This window comes from Hydrogenophaga sp. IBVHS2 (assembly GCF_002127215.1).
Taxonomy (GTDB): Bacteria; Pseudomonadota; Gammaproteobacteria; order Burkholderiales; family Burkholderiaceae_C; genus Hydrogenophaga.
The window spans coordinates 434,725-451,051 of record NZ_NFUT01000002.1 but is presented as its reverse complement, the minus strand read 5'-3'; the positions used below and the strand labels follow the sequence as shown (position 1 = coordinate 451,051).

Here is a 16,327-nt window from a genome sequence, read left to right as displayed (position 1 = left end):
ATCAGGCCATGCCGCGGGCCTGGGCGAAGCCCGGGCGCGCCACGCAACGGCCCAGCCACTCGGCCGTGACCGGGTGGGCCTGCATCAGCGGGCCCGACATGCGCGCCCAGCCCAGCACGGTGGCCACCAGCAGGTCGGCCAGCGTGAAGCGGTCGGCCGCCAGCCAGGCGTGCCCGCGGGCCTTGGCAGCGGTCAGTTCGGCCTCGATCACGCGGAACGGCACGGCCAGGCGGCGCTCGGCGGCGTCGGCCAGCTCGGGTTTGCGCTGGTCGGCCGGCATGACCATGCGGTGCATCAGCACGGTGAGCGCGTCGGCCTCGGCCTCGCTGGCGGCCCAGAAGGACCAGCGCAGGGCCTGGGCATCCTCGTACGGGGTGGCGGGGGCGATGCCCACACCGTCGGCCTTGCCGTGGTGGCGGGCGATGTAGAGCGCGCAGGCCATGCTCTCCCACACCACCACGCGGCCCTCGGGACGTTCGTCCACCACGGCCGGAATATGGCCGTTCGGGTTGATGGCCAGGTACTCCGGCGTGCGGGTGGCGCCACCGGCGTAGGGGGTGGGCACGTGCTGGAACGGCACGCCCAGTTCCAGGGCGGTCCAGAGGGGGCGGGATGCGCGCGACGCGCCGATGCCGTAGATGGTGAGGCTCATGATGAACAGGGGGTTGGGTCGGGGAAGAAAGCGGATTCAGGCCAGCAGGCGGCACAGGTTGAGCAGGTCGGGCACGGTCAGGTGCGGCGGCGGCGCATCGGCGGGCCAGGGGTGATCATGCCGATTCACCCAGGCCACCTGCAGGCCGGCAAGCAATCCACCCACGCCATCGAGGTGGATGTCGTCGCCCACATGCAGGATGTGCTGCGGCTCGGCGCCGGCCGCCTGCGCGCCGGCGTGGAAGATGCGGGCATCGGGCTTGCCCACGCCGAACTCGCGCGCGCTCAGTGCCGCCTTGAAGTGCCGGCCCAGGCCCACCCGGTGCACGTCGGCATTGCCGTTGGACAGGGCCACCACCGGGTAACGCTCGGCCAGCCATTCGAGGGCCGGCAGGGCGTCCTCGAACAGCTCGACCCGCTGGCGCTCGGCAAAGAACACCTCGAAGGCCGGCTCGGCCAGGGCCGGGTCGTCGCCGGCGCGCTCCAGCACCAGGCGGATGGATTCGCGGCGCAAGGCGCTGAGGTCGTGGTGCAGGTCGGGTCGGGTGGCCTGGATGTGATTGCGCACCTCGCGCAGCGCGGCGGCCGATCCGGCCAGGGCAGCAGCGGCCGGGGCGTGTTCGGCGAGCCAGGCGGCCAGCACCCGCTCGGCCCGTTCGATGGTGGGCCAGATCGGCCACAGGGTGTCGTCCAGGTCGATGGTGATGCCCCGCACCCGCTCGGGATCGAAGGCAGCCGGGGAGCGGATCTCGGGGGTATTCATGGCTGCGGGAGAATAGCGCATGTCTTTCCAAGCCGAACCCCCGTATTCCCATGGCCAGGAGCCCCGCACGGCGGTCCTGCTGTGCAACCTGGGCACCCCCGACCAGCCCACCGCGCCCGCCCTGCGCCGCTACCTCGGTGAATTCCTGGGCGACCCCCGCGTGGTGGAGATTCCCCGCCTGGTGTGGATGGCCATCCTGCACGGCATCATCCTGCGGGTGCGGCCGGCCAAGTCGGCCGCCAAGTACGCCGGCATCTGGACGGCGGAAGGCTCGCCGCTGAAGGTCTGGACCGAGCGCCAGGCCGCCGAGCTGGCGCAGACGCTGCAGCAGCGCGGTCACCAAGTCACGGTGCGCTACGCCATGCGCTACGGCAACCCGTCCATGGCCTCGGTGCTCGACGAGCTCAAGGCCGCCGGCGTGACCCGGGTGCTGGTGCTGCCGGCCTACCCGCAGTACAGCGGCACCACCACCGCCAGCGTGATCGATGCGGCCATGCAGTGGGCCGGCCAGGTGCGCAACCTGCCCGAGTTCCGCTTCATCAACCGCTACCACGACCACCCGGGCTACATCGGCGCGCTGGCCCACACCATCCGCGCCCACTGGGCCCAGCACGGCCGGGGCGACCACCTGGTGATGAGCTTTCACGGCGTGCCCGAGCGCACGCTGCACCTGGGCGATCCCTACCACTGCGAATGCCACAAGACCGCCCGGCTGGTGGCCCAGGCGCTGGAGATCCCGCGCGAGAAGGTGACCGTGACCTTCCAGTCCCGCTTCGGCAAGGCCAAGTGGCTGGAGCCCTACACCGAACCCACGCTCATCAAGATGGCGGGCGAAGGCCTCAAGAAGGTCGACCTGGTCTGCCCCGGCTTCACCAGCGACTGCCTGGAGACGCTGGAGGAGATCAACATGGAAGCGCGCGAGGCCTTCCTGCACGCCGGCGGCGAACAGTTCAGCTACATCCCCTGCCTCAATGCCGACCCGATCTGGCTCCAGGCACTGACCGACATCACCGAGCAGCACCTGCAGGGCTGGCCCACCCGGGCGCCGGTGGCGCCGCAGGAGCTGCAGGTGGCCCGCGAACGCGCCCTGGCCATGGGCGCCACCCACTGACCCGACCCACCGACGCATGAAGCGACCGGCCGACGAGACGACCCCCACGCGGTACCGCCTGGACAAATGGCTCTGGGCGGCCCGGTTCTACAAGACCCGGGCACTGAGCATCGAAGCCATCGAACGGGGCCGGGTGCAGGTCAACGGCCAGGCCGCCAAGCCCTCGCGCGAGGTGCGCTGCGGCGACACCATCGTGCTGCGCGCCGGCTTCGACGACCGCACGGTCGAGGTGCTGGCGCTCAGCGATGTGCGGGGCTCGGCCAGCGTGGCCGCCCTGCTCTACCGCGAGACCGACGAATCCATCGCCCGCCGCGCCGCCGCGGCCGAGCAGCGGCGGCTGGCGCCTGAACCGGCTCTGGCCCAGACCCAGGGCCGCCCCACCAAGCGCGACCGCCGCCAGCTCGGCGACTGGGGCTCGCGCTGGACCGCCTCGGTCGACAGCTGACCCTTGGGGCGGCTCAGCGCCGCCAGCCCAGCCACACCACGGTGGCCACCACCATCAGCCCGCCGAGCACCTGCACCGGCGCAATGGCCTGGCCCAGCAGCGCCCAGGCCAGCACCAGCGCAAAGATCGGCTCCACATTCATGATGGCCGAGTTGCCCACCACGCCCAGGCGCGGCAGCACGGTGAACATGAGCGTGAAGGCGCTTCCATACAGGATGACCAGGGCCACCAGCCCCCACCAGCCGGGTGCCGACTGCGGCCAGTGCGGCCCGCCCTGACCGACCACCGCCAGCGAGGCCAGCAGGGCCACCAGGCCCAGCGTGGCGGCGCTGCGCAGCCGCCCGTCCAGCCCGGCGGTGCCGTGCTGGGTGAGCACCAGCGCCAGCCCGAAGGTGGCCGAGGCGGTGAACGCGAACGCCACGCCCGCACCGATGCGGGCCCAGTGCGCCGCCGCCGCCAGCCCGGACGCCGCGCCCGACACATCCAGCGCCAGGGCCAGCCCGAGCAGCATCACCGGCATGGCCTGCAGCAGCCGGGGCGGCGTGCGCTCGCCGTACACCAGCCGCGCCCACAGCGCGGTCCACAAGGGGTAGGTGTTGAAGGCCAGCAGGGCCAGGGCCACCGGCATGCGGGCCACGGCGGCATACAGGCACAGGCTCTGCACCGCGATCAGCAGGCCGATGCGGGGCAGCATGCGGCGCTGCTGCGGCGTCACCGCCCAGGCCACACGCTGCAGCCGCAGCAGCAGCATCAGGGCCAGCGCGGTCACGCCGCTGCGGCACAGCACGGCGGTGGCCACGTCCAGACCGTGATCGAAGGCCAGGCGGGCACCCACGTGGTTGGCGCCCATCATGCAGGCGATGAGCAGCAGGGTGGCAAAAGCGGTGCGGGAAATCGAGGCGTTCATGGGTGCTGCCGGATTCTGGGGTCGGCGACCCAGGCCGCACCAGCACCTGCAGGACAGCATCCCGGCCCCTTGCCCGCCGCCCCCGCGTTCGGCTTCAATCGCAGGCATGACCACCCTGCCTGCTCCCCCGGACCGCCCCGCCCGCGAACGGGTGCTGACCTGGTTCCTGCCCTTGCTGCCGGCCATCACCGGCGTGCTGCTGCTGGCACTGGCCATACCGGCCAACGAAAACAGCGTGGGCGCCGAGCTGCGCACCCGGGCCACTTACCGGGTGGAGCGCTTTGCCGATGCCTACGCCGCCCAGATCGCCAGCGTGCTGGCGCGCAAGGCCAGCGAGATCGAGCTGCTGGCGGCCATGGCCTCCGGGCCCATGCCGCTGCCGGCCCTGCGCGAGCAGATGCAGCAGCAGAAGCAGCGGTCCAGCGCCTATGTGTGGATCGGTCTGACCGATGCCGCCGGCCAGGTCCTGGCCGCCAGCGACGGCCTGCTCGAGGGTATCTCCATCGCCGGCCGGGGGGTTTATGTGAACGGCCGGCAGGGCCTGTGGTTCGGATCGCTGCACCCGCCGGTGGCGCTGCGCCAGCCCTTGCTCGACGTCGGCATGTCGGTGCCGGACGAACTGGCCGACATCGCGTTGCCGGTGCAGGACGCGCAAGGACAGCTCAAGGGCGTGATGGCCACCCACCTCAATGCCCGTTACCTGGAGGATCTGCGCGCGGCCCTGCTCGGCAGCTCCGGGGCCGACCTGGGCCTGTCACTCTCGCTGGTCGACGCCGACGGCCGCCTGCTGCTCGGGTCACGCAGCGGATGGCGTGAGGGCGCATGGTCCGAGCTGATGGCCCTGCCGGCGGGCCAGGCTCTCCAGCGCCAGGACGACCAGGGCCACGAGATCCTGATCGCGAGGGCGCCCGTCCTGCCAGGAGACTCCGATCTGCGCACAGGATGGCAGGTGGTGGCCGCACAGCCTGTGGCCAAGGCACTGGCGTCGGTGCATGCGCTCGAACGCGATCTGCTGCTGTGGGGCGGCAGCGCCACGCTGCTGCTGGGCTTGAGCGGCTTCGCCCTGGCCCGGCGACTGGGCCGCCCCTTCAGCAACGCGGAGCGCCGCCTGCGCGAGCAGGGCGAGGTGCTCAGCGCGGTGGTCGATGCGGCCAGCGACGCCATCGTCGGCGTGGACGAACGCGGCCGGGTGGCGTTGTCCAACCCGGCGGCCGCCCGCATCTTCGGCCGGCCGGCCGAAGCGATGCGGGATCTGCCCGTGGAACAGCTGCTGCCGGAGGCAGCCGGGCGCCCGCTGCTGCCGTGGCTGGCACCCGCAGTCAGCGGCGACGCCGGCGATGCGGGGGTGAGGCAGGTCGGCGGCCTGCGCGCCGACGGCACGGTGCTCGAGCTGGAGGCGTCGGTGTCCGAAGTGCGGGTGCGAGGGCAGCGGCTGGTCACGGCCATCCTGCGCGACGTGACCGAACGCAGCCAGGCCGAGCGCGCCCTGCGGCGCTACCGCAGAGAACTCTCGGAACTGACCCAGCGCCTGCTCGACCAGGAAAAGACCACCACCCGCCGCCTGGCCCAGACCCTGCACGACCAGCTGGGCCAGACCCTGGGCGCCATCCGGCTGTCGTTCGATGCCTTGTGCAGTATGCGCCCGGCCGATGCCGATACCCGCTGGGTGGCGCGCGAGCACAAGCTCGGCGAACTGGTGGACACCGCCATCGCCGAGGTGCGCCAGGCCCTGGTGATCCTGCGCCCGCCGCTGCTGGAGAGCGCGGGGCTGGAGGCCGCCCTGGACAACGAGGTGCGCAACCGCCGCGGCGATGCCGGCCCGGTGGAACTGGAGCTGGTGGTGTCGACCGAGGCCTGCCAGCGCCGCTGGCCGGCCGAGGTGGAATACGCCGCCTTCATGGTGGCCCGCGAGGCCCTGTCCAACGCCCTGCTGCATGCCGGCGCGAGCCGGGTGCAGCTGACAATTGCCGGCCATGACGACCGGTTGTGCGTGTCGGTGCAGGACGACGGGGTCGGGCTGAGCGAACACCTCGAACAGGGCCGCCCCGGGCACCTGGGCATGGTCGGCATGCGCGAGCGTGCGCTGGCCATCGGCGCGCGTCTGGCCGTGGGCAGCGGGCCGGCGGGGGGCACGCTTGTCACCCTCACATGGGATGCCCGCGCCGATACGGCTGGGCTATCCTGCACAGAAGCATGAGCACCATCTACCTGGTCGACGACCACGCCATGATGCGGGACGGGCTGCGGGCGGTGCTGGAGGGCGCCGGCCACCGGGTGGTGGGCGAGTCCGACCAGCCCGTGCAGGCCCTGGCCGACCTGGCCCGCCTGCAACCCGAGGTGGCGTTGATCGACCTGCACATCGGCCTGCATTCCGGCCTGGAACTGCTCGAACAGATCCAGCGGCGCGAGCTGGCGGTGCACGCCATCATTCTGACCATGTCGGCCCAGCCGCGCCATGTGGCCGAAGCCATGCGCCTGGGTGCCCGGGGCTATGTGCTCAAGGGATCGCCCTCGCGCGAGGTGCTGGCCGCCGTGGAAGCGGTGCTGCAGGGGCGCCGCCACCTGGGCGGCGAGGTGGCGGAACTCGCGGTGCAAGGCATGATGAACACCGGACCGGCCACCGGCCTGGCCGCCCTGTCGACCCGCGAGCAGCAGGTCATCCTGATGGTGGTGCGCGGCCACACCAGCGCGGCCATCGGCGAGGCGCTGCACCTCTCGCCCAAGACGGTGGAGTCCTACCGCAGCCGGCTCATGGCCAAGCTGGGCGTGAGCGACCTGCCGGCCCTGGTGCGGCTGGCGATCCGCGAAGGCCTGATCAGCGCCGACGAGAACTGACCGGGTCTCCGGCAGTGTTCTGTCCAGGTTTCCCGGCAGCGCACACCCCGGGCGGCGCGGCACATTTGTGCCATGAGCACCGACACCGCCCCTGCCCCGCTGATGCCTCACCCCGCCCTGGAGACGCTGGAGGTGTGGCTGATCTGCCGGCGCGGCGAGCACCAGGCACGCGCCCGCGAAACCCTGATCACGCTGCTGCAGCCCTGGAGCCTGCGGCTGAGTCTGCGTTGGATGCCGGACGCCCGGGAACTGGTGCAGCAGATGCCGCAACGCCCGGCATCGCTGGCGGTGGTCGAAGCGCGGGCCGACCGGGCCTGCCAAGGCCAGCTGCTGTCGGCGCTGGAGCGGCAGCACATCGAGACCCTGTGCATGGACGACCTGGCCGACATGGGCAACGGCGCCGCGCGCAGCTGGTGCTGGAGCGAGCTGCCGCGCGCCATGCAGCTCTGGATGCGCCGGCACGGCGTGGGTGGTTGAACCCGCGCCACCGATGCCCGGCTGATAAGGCTCAGTAGGTGATGGTCAACACCACCTGATCGGCATACACCCCCACAGGCACGTTCTGTGCCGCCGGCAGCCGGCCGTAGACCGTGTGGTTGCGGCTGCCCTGCAGGCACACCAGACCCAGCAGACCGGTGCTGATGCTGCCCGACACCAGCGTTCCCGACGCACCGCCGTCGCCCCAGGGCTGGGTGCGGGCCGCATCGCTGAACAGGTCGTAGCGCAGCCGGCCGGTGCCGGCCGCCATCTGCCGCACACCGCCGCTGGGCGTCTGCCCCACCGACAGCGACAGGGTGTAGGCCACCTCGCAGGCCAGCAGCAGGTAAGTGGGCGTGCAGCGCACCTGCACCGTGGCGCTGCTGTCCACCCGCGGGCCTTGCGGCGACACATAGGTGCCGAAGGCCAGCGGCGTGGCGGTGACGGTGCAGGCATGGGCCTGGGCGGCCGACGCTGACAGCGCCAGCAGCGCAGCGAACCACCAGCGCCCCTTCATGGCTGCAGCTCCCGGCAGGTCAGGGGACCCAGTGTGGGTTGCACGCCGACATCGGGCGGCAGCTCGAAATCGACCTGGCACACGCCGCCGCTGCCCTCCACCAGCAGGCGGTTGCGGTCCTGCAGATCGCCCAGGAACACCTCGCCGTCCAGGCCGAAGGGCACACCGGCCCCCGGGCCTTCGGCATCCAGCCGGGCACGGGAGCCCGGGGCCACCGGCCGGCCGTCGATGTGCCGCACCTGCAGCAGCGCTGCTCGGCTGCGACGCACCGGGAACCGTGCCGAGACCACCATGTCCGAGGGCGGCCGCAGTCGCACCTCCGGCAGGCCCACCAGCATGTCCATGGGCAGCCGCTCGGGCGAGATGCCGATGATGTTGTCCTCCCAGGGCTGCAGGCCATGCACCCAGGCCCGGCCCTGGTCATCGGTCACCGCCACCTCGCGCCGGTTGAGCTGCACGCCCACACCGGGCAGACCGGCCACCTCGATGCGGGCCACCACGGCGTCGCCCAGCGCACGGCTGGCCACCGGCCGGTCCCCCATCCAGATCAGCCCGCCCTGCCAGGTCAGGCGCTCGGCGGTGTCACCGCTGGCGGCACGGGCGGCCTGCAGTTCCAGCCGGCCCTGATCGCCCAGCCAGCTCCAGCCCGCCACCGCACGGCTGGCGCCACTTCCGGCCTGCAGCCGCCAGCCGGCACCGCCGGTCTCGGGTTCGTGGCGCTGCACCTGCACCGCCGTGCCGGCATCGGTCCCGCCCTGGAACCGGGTGGCCAGGCTGACATCGCGCTCCAGCGCGCGGGTGAACATGACCGCCACGCTCCAGCGCTGTTCGCGGCGCAGGGCGCTCAGGCCCATCTGCCAGTCGCCACCGATGCGCTGCTGCACCGATGCACTGAACACCCGTTGCGCCACGCCGCCGGCGCTGCGCTGCCAGACCTGGCCCAGCGAGGTGCTGGCCCGCCCCCAGGTCCAGCCACCGAACACACTGGCGCGCCGGGCCGGCGGCAGGCTGCCGTCGATCTGGCGCACTCCGCGCTCGGCGGTCTCGATGCGCCCGCTCAGGTGGTAGCGCGGCGTCACCCGCTCCAGCCCCAGGCGCAGGGCCTGACCCTGCTGGCCGGTGGAGCGGCTGCCGGTCCATTGCAGACTCACCACCCCCATCTGCGCCGGCACCCAGTGGGCGGCCAGGTGCAGGTTGCGCACCGCTGCGCCGCTCTCCACCCGGGCCAGGCCGGTGAGCGTGTCGGTCAGGCCCTCGCGCCAGGCCAGTGCCGCGATCGAGCCCTGGTAACGGTCGCCGGGCAGACCGTAGTTCAGGCGCAGCCGGCCGGCCTCGGCACACTGCTCGCGCACGCCGGGACGCAGCAGGCGCGGGCTGGCATAGAAGGGCACGGTGCGCACCTGCTCGATGCCCTGCACATCGCGCTGCACCAGCCGCACCTCGCCAGCCCCGGTGACCGCCGGCAGGTTGTCGAGCAGGAAGCGCCCCGGGCCGACCGACAGGCTGCCGGCCGGCTGGTCGTTGATCAGCAGGTCCACGCCGCTGGGCACCTGGGCCGAGCCCTGGACCAGGGGCAACGGGTACTGCGGGCGGTCGGGCTGCAGGCCGAAGTCGGTGCGCAGCTGCACGCCGGCCATGCGCACCGTGGGGGCCAGCTCGCCACCGCAGCTCAGGGTGTCGCCCACCGTGGTGCGCCACAGGCCTTCCGGGTCGGCATGGCGCAGCGAGGTGTCCAGCCGCTGCATGCGGGGCTGGCCGGGCAGCGTGCCGCCCTGGCGCCACAGGGTGGTCTGGTGCAGCACGGTCTGCGGCCACAGGCCGAAGGCGCGCAGGTCGGTCAGGGTGCTGGCCTGGCTGCCGGCGCGGTCGCGGTCGAGGTTGAAGCTGTAGTCCAGCGACAGCCCCGGGGCGGCATGGGTTTCCAGCACCGGTATGTCGATGCGGGAGGCCTGCCAGGGCAGTCGGCGCGACACGAAGCCGTCGGCCTCCACGCTGAGCAGCAGGGTCTGGGAGGCGGCCAGCAGCCGGGGCTGCCAGACCGTCAGGCTGTGGTGCGGCCGGCCATCGATCAGCCGGGGTTCGTCCTGCGGCGCCAGCTGCCAGGCGGCCAGGCTCTCGACCGGGGCCAGGAACTGCCCGTCGATCTCCACCACCGGGGCGGCCTCGTCCAGGGCATGGCCGTTGATGCGCACATCCAGCCAGCGCACCACCGGTGGCGCGGTCTGCGCCGCCGCATCACCGACCAGCAGAAGACCGACCAGCCCCACCAGCAGGGCCAGGACTTCAGGGCGATGCGGGACCATCGAACTGCGCCCGCAGACGTCCGGCGTCGCTGTCGGCCTCCAGCCGCAGGGGCCGACCGTGCCATTCGCGCGGCAGCGTCCAGCGACAGCCACCGCCCGGCAAGGCATAACAGGGGCCCAGGGACTGGGCGGGCAGGCCGTCGGACTGCAGCCGCAGCTCGCGCACATGCACATGGCGTCCGCCGTCGTTGCTCAATGCCACGCTGCCCGCATCCTGGCGCTGCCAGCGGGGTGCGGGGTCCGGCACGGCCTCGCCGACGCCGAACACCGGCAGGCTCACCCGCAGCAGCATCTGCACGCCACCGTCACCGGGGGCACCCGGGGTGGCGACCTGGGACAGCCACAGCCGCCAGCTCTGCTCCCGGCCCGGCGGCAGCGGCTGGCGCAGGCCCACGCGCACCACCTGCTGGGCACCGGGCGCCAGTTCAAAAATGGGCGGATTGACGATGAGGTCGGCCGCCGGCTCCAGGCGGTCCTGCGTGGCCTCCTGCGACCACAGCCACACCTGCGCCTGCACCAGCACCGGACGCTCGGTGGGGTTGCTGACCACCAGCTGGCCGGCGGCCTGGCGGGCGCCCAGGTCCACCCGCACCGGGCGCACCTGAAAAGCCTGGGACGGCAGGGCCATCAGGGCCGCCAGCACACCGGCGATGAGCAGGCGCGGGTCCATGGCGGGCTCAGTAGGTCGCCGTCACCGTGATGGTGTCGGAGTAGCTGCCCACCGGTGCGGTGGCGTTGGAAGGCACCCGGCCGTAAACGGTGAAGGTCTGCGACACACCGGTGCCGGTGCTGCTGCGCACGCTGGTGCCCGCGGTGCCGTCACCCCACAGGGTGGAACGGGCGGCGTCCTGGTAGAGGGTGTAGGTCAGGGTGTCGGAGCCGCTGGTCATGAGGCGGCTGGCCACTGTGGCGCCCGACCCGGTGCCGGCGTCCAGCGCCAGGGTGTAGGGCGTGCCCAGGGTGCAGGTGGCCGTCACTGTGACGCTGCCGTCGCGCTGCACACCGGGGGTGACCACCCCGAAGGCCAGCGGCACGCCGCCCACCACGGTGCAGGCCGGCAGCACCGTGGCGGTCACGGTGAAGGTGGCGGTACTGGTCTGGGCCTGGGCCGGCAGGGCGGCGGCCAGGCACAGGACCGCCATGCCGACCAGCCCCAGCCGGGGGCGACCGGGGTGGACGGAGGACGAACGAAGGACGGGGTTCGGGTACATGGATGCGCTCCTTTTCGGAAATCATATCCGCTCTATCGGCAGCCGGACCGGGTTAATTTGTGAGGAAACCTTGATTTTTGGTGCCGGAATTCATGCTTTCCCCGGCGAATTCACCCCCACCAGCGGCAGACCGCTGTGGTCCTTCACCCCCACCAGCGGCAGACCGCTGTGGTCCTTCAGCCCCACGCCGGTCAGGCCCAGGCGGCGGCCCTCGGCCACCAGCCAGGCGAGACGCCGGGCGGCAGTGACCGGGTCCTGCCCGGCCGGGCGCACGTTGGAGATGCAGTTGCGCTGGGCATCGCTGCAGCCCACGCGGGGCGCGTGGGTGAGGTAGATGCCCACGCTGTCGGGCGAGCTCAGGCCCGGGCGTTCGCCCACCAGCATGGCCACCATGCCGGCTCGCAGGCGTTCACCCACCTCGTCGCCCACCGCCACCCGGGCCTCGCGCACCAGCACCAGCGGCCCCAGGCGCAGCCCCGGGTCCAGCGCCTCGCGCAGCGCGGCCAGCAGGGCCGGCGCATGGCGCTGTATGCCCAGGGGCGACAGGCCGTCGCCCACCACCAGCACCAGGTCGGGCGCTGCGTCGGACGGCTGCAAGGCCTGCGCGTCGGCCTCGTCCAGCCGGCGACCCAGGTCGGGCCGCAGCAGGTATTCGTGCCGGCTGCGGGCGCGGCTTCGCAGCACCCGCACGTCAGGCCAGCCCTGGGCCTGCACCTCGGCCACCAGGGCGTCGGAGTCCAGCGGCAGGTGGATGGCGTCGCGCGCCTGGGCATGGGCCAGCGAGAAGGCCAGCACCTCGCGGGTGGTGGCGCTCACGCCGCTGCGGCCCAGGCCGATGCGGGCCGGGGTGTAGCGGCGCAGGTGGGCCCAGGGGTCGTCGCCGGTGTCGGGCGGATCGGGCGGAAGCTCGGGCAGGTCGCTCATGCTGCGGGCAGGCTCAGGTGTTCGCCGGCCGATCGCCAGGCCTGCGCGGCCGGCAGCAGGCGGCCGGTGGCATCGGTGATGTCCATGCCCTGCAGCCAGGCCTCGAACTCGGGCGCCCGCTTGAGGCCCAGCAGCTCGCGCAGCACCAGCGCGTCGTGGAAGGAGGTGCTCTGGTAGTTCAGCATCACGTCGTCCGCACCCGGCACGCCGATGAGGAAGTTCAGGCCCGCCGTGGCCAGCAGCACCATGAGGTTGTCCATGTCGTTCTGGTCGGCCTCGGCATGGTTGGTGTAGCAGATGTCGCAGCCCATGGGCAGGCCCAGCAGCTTGCCGCAGAAGTGGTCTTCCAGCCCGGCGCGGGTGATCTGCTTGCCGTCGAACAGGTACTCCGGCCCGATGAAACCCACCACCGTGTTCACCAGCAGCGGCTGGTAGCGGCGGGCCACCGCGTAGGCGCGGGCCTCGCAGGTCTGCTGGTCCACGCCGTGGTGGGCGTTGGCCGACAGCGCACTGCCCTGCCCGGTCTCGAAATACATCACGTTGCGGCCCACCGTGCCCCGGTTCAGCGACTGCGCCATGGCATGGGCCTCGTCCAGCAGGGCCAGGTCGATGCCGAAGCTGCGGTTGGTGCCTTCGGTGCCCGCGATCGACTGGAACACCAGGTCCACCGGCGCGCCCAGCTCGATGGCCCGCATGGTGTTGGTCACATGGGTGAGCACGCAGCTCTGGGTGGGGATGCCCCGGCCGATCACATCGGCCAGCACATGGTTCAGGCGCACCAGGTCGGGCACGCTGTCGGACACCGGGTTGATGCCCACCACCGCGTCACCGGCCCCGTGCATCAGCCCGTCGATCAGGCTGGCGACGATACCGGCCGGGTCGTCGGTGGGGTGGTTGGGCTGCAGCCGCACGCTCAGGTGACCGCGCAGACCCTGGGTGTTGCGAAAGCGCGTGACCACCTCGCAGCGCCGGGCCACCAGCATCAGGTCCTGGTTGCGCATGAGCTTGCTCACGGCGGCCACCATCTCGGGCGTGAGGCCGGGGGCCAGGGCCTGCAGCACCGGCCCCGTGGCCTGGGCCGACAGCAGCCAGTCCCGAAAGCCCCCCACGGTGAGGTGGCTGATGGGCGCAAAGGCCGCCGCGTCGTGCGTGTCGATGATGAGCCGGGTGACCTCGTCGTCCTCGTAGGGCACCAGGGCGTCGGTCAGGAAGCGCTGGAGCGGCACATCGGCCAGCGCCCAGCGCGCCGCGATGCGCTCCTGCTCGGTGCTGGCGGCCAGCCCGGCCAGCGCATCGCCCGAGCGCAGCGGCGTGGCCTTGGCCATCAGCTCCCGCAGCGAATCGAAGCGGTAGCGCAGCGGCCCGAGGGTGACGTCGAAGCTCACTTGGCGGTACCCAGCATCTCGTCGGCCGGTGCCGCGTCACGCTGGCCCGAGGTGAGCGCGAAGTACACCCAGGCCACCGCCATCAGGCCCAGGAACAGGCCGGTGATGATGGGGTTGAAGTACACCAGCGCGCCCAGGCACACCAGGCCGAACACCAGGGCAATGGCCGGCAGCACCGGGTAGAACGGCGCCTTGTACGGGCGCTGCAGGCCCGGCTCGGCCGCACGCAGCTTGAACAGCGAGGCCATGGAGACGATGTACATCACCAGCGCGCCCAGCACCGCCATGGTGACGATGTTGGCCGTCAGCGGCTGGCCGCCGATGGTGATGAACTGGTCGGAGAACACCGCCAGCACGCCCACCACACCGCCGCCCACCAGGGCGCGCACCGGCGTCTTGAAGCGCGGGTGCACCGCGGCAAAGTAGGCCGGCAGGTAGCCGGCGCGGGCCAGCGCATACATCTGGCGCGAGTAACCCAGAATGATGCCGTGGAACGAAGCCACCAGACCGAACAGGCCGATCCACACCAGCATGTGCAGCCAGCCGCTGTTCTCGCCCACCACCACCTTCATGGCCTGGGGCAGCGGGTCGTTGATGTTGGAGAGCTGGCGCCAGTCGCCCACGCCGCCGGCCATGATCATCACCAGGAAGGCCAGGGCCACCAGGGTCAGGATGCCGGTGATGTAGGCGATGGGGATGGTGCGTTTCGGGTCCTTGGCTTCCTCGGCCGCCATGGCCGCGCCCTCGATGGCCAGGAAGAACCAGATGGCGAACGGAATCGACGCGAAGATGCCGGCCCAGGTGGCCATGGTGAACGTGCTTTCACCGGCCCAGCCGTTGGCCACGAAGTTGGCCATGGACCAGCCCGGCGCCACCACACCGGCAAACACCAGCAGCTCGCCCACCGCCAGCAGCGTGACGATCAGCTCGAACATGGCGGCAATGCCCACGCCCAGCGCATTGAGGGTGATGAAGATCACATAGGCGCCCAGCGCCGCCACCTTGGGGTCGAGCGCCGGGTACTGCACGTTCAGGTAGGCGCCGATGGCCAGCGAGATGGCCGGCGGCGCGAACACGAACTCCACCAGCGTGGCATAGCCCGCAATGAAGCCCCCCGTGGGACCGAAGGCGCGGCGCGCATACGCAAACGGCCCGCCCGCGTGCGGGATGGAGGTGGACAGTTCGGTGAAGCTGAAGATGAAGCTGGTGTACATGACCGCCACAAACGTGGTGGCCACCAGGAAGCCCAGCGTGCCGGCGCTGGCCCAGCCATACGACCAGCCGAAATACTCGCCGGAGATCACCAGGCCGACGGCAATGCCCCAGAGGGAGAAGGCACCCAGGACCGGCTTGAGGTCCCGGGACACCTGTTGGGATGGTTTTGACATGGAGTTGCTCGCAGTGCACCTGAAACGGCTCAGGCAGCCTGCGGCGCATGGTGCCGCCAGCCCCGGCGGGGCGGTATCCGGATTCGGCAACACCGCCATGGTGCGGCGATTTTTTCCGAAACGGGATATGCCTCCCCGGGTTTTCCGTAGGGCGGGCTTCTGGCACGGAACTTGATACTTCTGCCCTCACCCGCGGCCTGCCGCCGGAACCACCCCATTTCCATGCCCCATACGCCCAACCTGGTGCACCCGCCTGCCGACACCGACGACGGCAGCGCCCAGTACCGCATCAAGCGCTCCCGCGAGGTGCATGTGCACGCGGACAACCTGGCATCGTGGGAACAGCGCTACGAACAGACCTCACACGGCCTGTTCAGTGGCCAGGTGCGCGAGCTGATGGACGCCGACATCCAGGTGTTCGAGGAAGAAGCCAGCTGCGCCACCAGCCAGCACTGCCGCCCCTGGGACGGCGGCGTGTGGCTCGGCCTGGCCGTGCCCGAGGCGCCCGAGGGCCTGCGCTTCATGGGCCGCCCGGTGGACGGGCAGCAGCTCATGCTGGCCAGCAACGGCCACCCCTTCGACCTGCAGGTGCCCGCCGGCTGCGGCCTGTACGGCGTGGTGCTGCACCGCGACCGCGTCATCACCCACCTGCAGCAGGTGCACCACCGCGACTGGCCCCAGGCCGCCCACCTCGCCCCCAGCGTGCAGCCGCTGACCGTGCTGCAGCGCCTGCGGCTGGTGGGCATGCTGCGCGAGGTGCTGCGATCGCTCCAGGCCGAGCCCGGCGTGCTGCGCTTCGACGCCAGCCGACAGGCCCTGCGCGACACCCTGCTCACCGTGCTGGCCGACACCCTGGCGCCCGACGCCGTGTGCGACGCCGCCCCGCCCGCCCTGCGCCGCCGGCAGGACATCGTCGACCGCGCCCGCGAACTCGTCATGGCCCACCCCGACCAGCCGCCCCGCGTGGAGCAGCTGTGCGTGCAGCTGCACGTGACCCGCCGCACCCTGCAGAACTGCTTTCAGGACGTGCTGGGCATGAGCCCCGCCCACTACCTGCGCACCGTGCGCCTGAACGCCGTGCGCCGCGAACTCTGCGACGCCACCCCCCACACCACCATCGCCGACATCGCCGCCCGCTGGGGCTTCTGGCACATGGGCCACTTCTCGCAGGAGTACAAGGCGCTGTTCGGCGAGACGCCGTCGCAGACGCGCCAGCACGAGGCGGTGTGCTGAGCGGGACGGGCAACAAAAAAGCCCTGCAGCGAACTGCAGGGCTTTTTCAATGTGGCGGAGTGAGAGGGATTCGAACCCTCGATGAGGCTCTACACCCCATACTCCCTTAGCAGGGGAGCACCTTCGGCCACTCGGTCATCACTCCGGAAGCCCCGCATTATGCCTCAATTCGGCAGC

The 16,327-nt window shown here is 71.6% G+C and carries 16 protein-coding genes and 1 tRNA gene; 6 read left to right on the top strand and 11 right to left on the bottom strand.

Going from position 1 to position 16,327, the window contains the following annotated elements; translation table 11 throughout:
* Position 1 precedes the first annotated feature (1 nt).
* A complete protein-coding gene (locus CAP38_RS06905) occupies positions 2-652 on the bottom strand; it encodes a glutathione S-transferase family protein (protein ID WP_086120347.1) in 651 nt (216 codons plus the stop codon).
* Between the two features lie 36 nt (positions 653-688).
* Positions 689-1,414, bottom strand: coding sequence for an HAD family hydrolase (locus CAP38_RS06900; RefSeq protein WP_086120345.1), 726 nt, complete (start codon positions 1,412-1,414; stop codon positions 689-691).
* A 19-nt stretch (positions 1,415-1,433) separates the two neighbouring features.
* Here CAP38_RS06900 and hemH point away from each other — a divergent pair, with 19 nt between their 5' ends.
* Complete coding sequence (gene hemH / locus CAP38_RS06895) at positions 1,434-2,525, top strand: ferrochelatase (RefSeq protein WP_086120343.1); 1,092 nt, start codon at positions 1,434-1,436, stop codon at positions 2,523-2,525.
* Between the two features lie 16 nt (positions 2,526-2,541).
* Positions 2,542-2,970: an RNA-binding S4 domain-containing protein gene (locus CAP38_RS06890; RefSeq protein WP_086120341.1), complete on the top strand. Its 429-nt coding sequence runs from the start codon at positions 2,542-2,544 to the stop codon at positions 2,968-2,970.
* A 13-nt stretch (positions 2,971-2,983) separates the two neighbouring features.
* Here CAP38_RS06890 and CAP38_RS06885 read toward each other — a convergent pair whose 3' ends face one another.
* A complete protein-coding gene (locus tag CAP38_RS06885) occupies positions 2,984-3,877 on the bottom strand; it encodes a DMT family transporter (protein ID WP_086120339.1) in 894 nt (297 codons plus the stop codon).
* A gap of 106 nt (positions 3,878-3,983) precedes the next feature.
* Here CAP38_RS06885 and CAP38_RS06880 point away from each other — a divergent pair, with 106 nt between their 5' ends.
* From CAP38_RS06880 to CAP38_RS06870, 3 genes are all read left to right on the top strand, one after another.
* The gene (locus tag CAP38_RS06880; protein WP_179188478.1) at positions 3,984-6,074 is read left to right on the top strand and encodes a PAS domain S-box protein; all 2,091 of its coding nucleotides are present in this window, start codon (positions 3,984-3,986) and stop codon (positions 6,072-6,074) included.
* Positions 6,071-6,712, top strand: coding sequence for a response regulator transcription factor (locus tag CAP38_RS06875; RefSeq protein ID WP_086120335.1), 642 nt, complete (start codon positions 6,071-6,073; stop codon positions 6,710-6,712). Before CAP38_RS06880 ends, CAP38_RS06875 begins: the two co-directional genes overlap by 4 nt.
* 72 nt (positions 6,713-6,784) lie before the next feature.
* Entirely contained in the window at positions 6,785-7,189 is a 405-nt protein-coding gene (locus CAP38_RS06870; RefSeq protein WP_086120333.1) for a hypothetical protein, read from the top strand.
* Between the two features lie 31 nt (positions 7,190-7,220).
* Here the strand turns inward: CAP38_RS06870 and CAP38_RS06865 are convergent, their stop codons facing one another.
* The 7 genes from CAP38_RS06865 to eat form a co-directional block, all read right to left on the bottom strand.
* The gene (locus tag CAP38_RS06865) at positions 7,221-7,706 is read right to left on the bottom strand and encodes a spore coat U domain-containing protein (RefSeq protein ID WP_086120331.1); all 486 of its coding nucleotides are present in this window, start codon (positions 7,704-7,706) and stop codon (positions 7,221-7,223) included.
* Positions 7,703-10,009: a fimbria/pilus outer membrane usher protein gene (locus CAP38_RS06860; RefSeq protein ID WP_086120329.1), complete on the bottom strand. Its 2,307-nt coding sequence runs from the start codon at positions 10,007-10,009 to the stop codon at positions 7,703-7,705. Before CAP38_RS06860 ends, CAP38_RS06865 begins: the two co-directional genes overlap by 4 nt.
* The gene (locus tag CAP38_RS06855) at positions 9,990-10,679 is read right to left on the bottom strand and encodes a molecular chaperone (protein ID WP_086120327.1); all 690 of its coding nucleotides are present in this window, start codon (positions 10,677-10,679) and stop codon (positions 9,990-9,992) included. Before CAP38_RS06855 ends, CAP38_RS06860 begins: the two co-directional genes overlap by 20 nt.
* A gap of 7 nt (positions 10,680-10,686) precedes the next feature.
* Complete coding sequence (locus tag CAP38_RS06850; protein WP_256924330.1) at positions 10,687-11,220, bottom strand: spore coat U domain-containing protein; 534 nt, start codon at positions 11,218-11,220, stop codon at positions 10,687-10,689.
* Between the two features lie 90 nt (positions 11,221-11,310).
* Positions 11,311-12,144: an ethanolamine ammonia-lyase subunit EutC gene (gene eutC / locus CAP38_RS06845; RefSeq protein WP_086120324.1), complete on the bottom strand. Its 834-nt coding sequence runs from the start codon at positions 12,142-12,144 to the stop codon at positions 11,311-11,313.
* Entirely contained in the window at positions 12,141-13,469 is a 1,329-nt protein-coding gene (locus CAP38_RS06840) for an ethanolamine ammonia-lyase subunit EutB (RefSeq protein ID WP_086121073.1), read from the bottom strand. The genes eutC and CAP38_RS06840 overlap by 4 nt, the downstream gene beginning before the upstream one ends.
* A gap of 56 nt (positions 13,470-13,525) precedes the next feature.
* Positions 13,526-14,917: an ethanolamine permease gene (eat, locus tag CAP38_RS06835; protein ID WP_086120322.1), complete on the bottom strand. Its 1,392-nt coding sequence runs from the start codon at positions 14,915-14,917 to the stop codon at positions 13,526-13,528.
* A 222-nt stretch (positions 14,918-15,139) separates the two neighbouring features.
* On the opposite strand from eat, the gene CAP38_RS06830 reads away from it, so the two are divergent.
* Positions 15,140-16,150 carry a helix-turn-helix domain-containing protein gene (locus tag CAP38_RS06830; protein WP_086120320.1) on the top strand — a complete coding sequence of 337 codons (1,011 nt, stop codon included), beginning with the start codon at positions 15,140-15,142 and terminating at the stop codon, positions 16,148-16,150.
* Positions 16,151-16,202: 52 nt separating this feature from the next.
* On the opposite strand, the gene CAP38_RS06825 is transcribed toward CAP38_RS06830, so the two are convergent.
* Positions 16,203-16,295: transfer RNA gene (locus CAP38_RS06825), tRNA-Ser, on the bottom strand.
* Between the last annotated feature and the right edge of the window lie 32 nt (positions 16,296-16,327).

What these genes read in the sequence shown, in the direction of transcription:
- CAP38_RS06830 (WP_086120320.1), top strand. Translation starts at nt 15,140, where the DNA reads ATGCCCCATACGCCCAACCTGGTGCACCCGCCTGCCGACACCGACGAC.
- hemH (WP_086120343.1), top strand. Translation starts at nt 1,434, where the DNA reads ATGTCTTTCCAAGCCGAACCCCCGTATTCCCATGGCCAGGAGCCCCGC.
- CAP38_RS06870 (WP_086120333.1), top strand. Translation starts at nt 6,785, where the DNA reads ATGAGCACCGACACCGCCCCTGCCCCGCTGATGCCTCACCCCGCCCTG.
- CAP38_RS06875 (WP_086120335.1), top strand. Translation starts at nt 6,071, where the DNA reads ATGAGCACCATCTACCTGGTCGACGACCACGCCATGATGCGGGACGGG.
- CAP38_RS06860 (WP_086120329.1), bottom strand. Translation starts at nt 10,009, where the DNA reads ATGGTCCCGCATCGCCCTGAAGTCCTGGCCCTGCTGGTGGGGCTGGTC.
- CAP38_RS06865 (WP_086120331.1), bottom strand. Translation starts at nt 7,706, where the DNA reads ATGAAGGGGCGCTGGTGGTTCGCTGCGCTGCTGGCGCTGTCAGCGTCG.
- CAP38_RS06840 (WP_086121073.1), bottom strand. Translation starts at nt 13,469, where the DNA reads ATGGCCAAGGCCACGCCGCTGCGCTCGGGCGATGCGCTGGCCGGGCTG.
- eutC (WP_086120324.1), bottom strand. Translation starts at nt 12,144, where the DNA reads ATGAGCGACCTGCCCGAGCTTCCGCCCGATCCGCCCGACACCGGCGAC.
- eat (WP_086120322.1), bottom strand. Translation starts at nt 14,917, where the DNA reads ATGTCAAAACCATCCCAACAGGTGTCCCGGGACCTCAAGCCGGTCCTG.
- CAP38_RS06900 (WP_086120345.1), bottom strand. Translation starts at nt 1,414, where the DNA reads ATGAATACCCCCGAGATCCGCTCCCCGGCTGCCTTCGATCCCGAGCGG.
- CAP38_RS06855 (WP_086120327.1), bottom strand. Translation starts at nt 10,679, where the DNA reads ATGGACCCGCGCCTGCTCATCGCCGGTGTGCTGGCGGCCCTGATGGCC.
- CAP38_RS06880 (WP_179188478.1), top strand. Translation starts at nt 3,984, where the DNA reads ATGACCACCCTGCCTGCTCCCCCGGACCGCCCCGCCCGCGAACGGGTG.
- CAP38_RS06850 (WP_256924330.1), bottom strand. Translation starts at nt 11,220, where the DNA reads ATGTACCCGAACCCCGTCCTTCGTTCGTCCTCCGTCCACCCCGGTCGC.
- CAP38_RS06890 (WP_086120341.1), top strand. Translation starts at nt 2,542, where the DNA reads ATGAAGCGACCGGCCGACGAGACGACCCCCACGCGGTACCGCCTGGAC.
- CAP38_RS06885 (WP_086120339.1), bottom strand. Translation starts at nt 3,877, where the DNA reads ATGAACGCCTCGATTTCCCGCACCGCTTTTGCCACCCTGCTGCTCATC.
- CAP38_RS06905 (WP_086120347.1), bottom strand. Translation starts at nt 652, where the DNA reads ATGAGCCTCACCATCTACGGCATCGGCGCGTCGCGCGCATCCCGCCCC.